Annotated in this window: 1 protein-coding gene; it reads left to right on the forward strand. The window is 45.7% G+C overall.

The features are described from left to right. The first annotated feature begins 33 nt into the window (after positions 1–33). Positions 34–681: a phosphoribosylglycinamide formyltransferase gene (purN, locus tag R7190_RS27510; RefSeq protein ID WP_318137886.1), complete on the forward strand. Its 648-nt coding sequence runs from the start codon at positions 34–36 to the stop codon at positions 679–681. Positions 682–705 lie beyond the last annotated feature (24 nt).

Raw genomic sequence — 705 nt, forward strand, 5'->3', positions numbered from 1 at the left:
TAGAACCTACAATATCAAGGCAGCCCCAACATTATGAAAAACATCGTGGTCCTAATTTCAGGTAACGGCAGTAACTTACAAGCCATTTTAGAAGCTTGTGAAAACAGCATGCCTAACGCACACGTTGCAGCAGTATTTTCTAATAAATCTGACGCATACGGCCTAGAACGTGCAAAACAGTTTAATGTTGATGGCCACTTTGTTGACCCAAAAGCGTTCGAGTCACGCGAGGCATTCGATGCCGAGTTGATGCAACAAATTGACAAGTATCAGCCCGATGTTGTCGTTCTTGCAGGGTACATGCGCATTCTTAGCGGTGCATTTGTTTCGCACTATCGCGGTAAGATGATCAACATTCGCCCTTCTCTTGTACCTAAATACCCGGGTTTACACACCCACCAGCGCGCGATTGACGCCAAAGACAAAGAGCACGGCACAAGTGTTCACTTTGTCACAGAAGAGTTAGACGGCGGTCCCGTAGTTCTTCAAGCAAAAGTGACAGTATTTGAAGATGATGATGCAGCAGTACTCGCTGCGCGTGTACAAACTCAAGAGCACACCATTTACCCTATCGTGACTAAGTGGCTCGTTGAAGAGCGTTTAATCATGCAAGATGGCAAAGCTTGGTTAGATGGCAAAGAACTCGGTCCTCATGGCTACGCAGCCGCTGAAGAAGAATAAGTACTTTTTAACTCAAAAAAGCCT

The sequence above is a fragment of the Vibrio sp. 1078-1 genome (assembly GCF_033340475.1).

What these genes read in the sequence shown, in the direction of transcription:
- purN (WP_318137886.1), top strand. Translation starts at nt 34, where the DNA reads ATGAAAAACATCGTGGTCCTAATTTCAGGTAACGGCAGTAACTTACAA.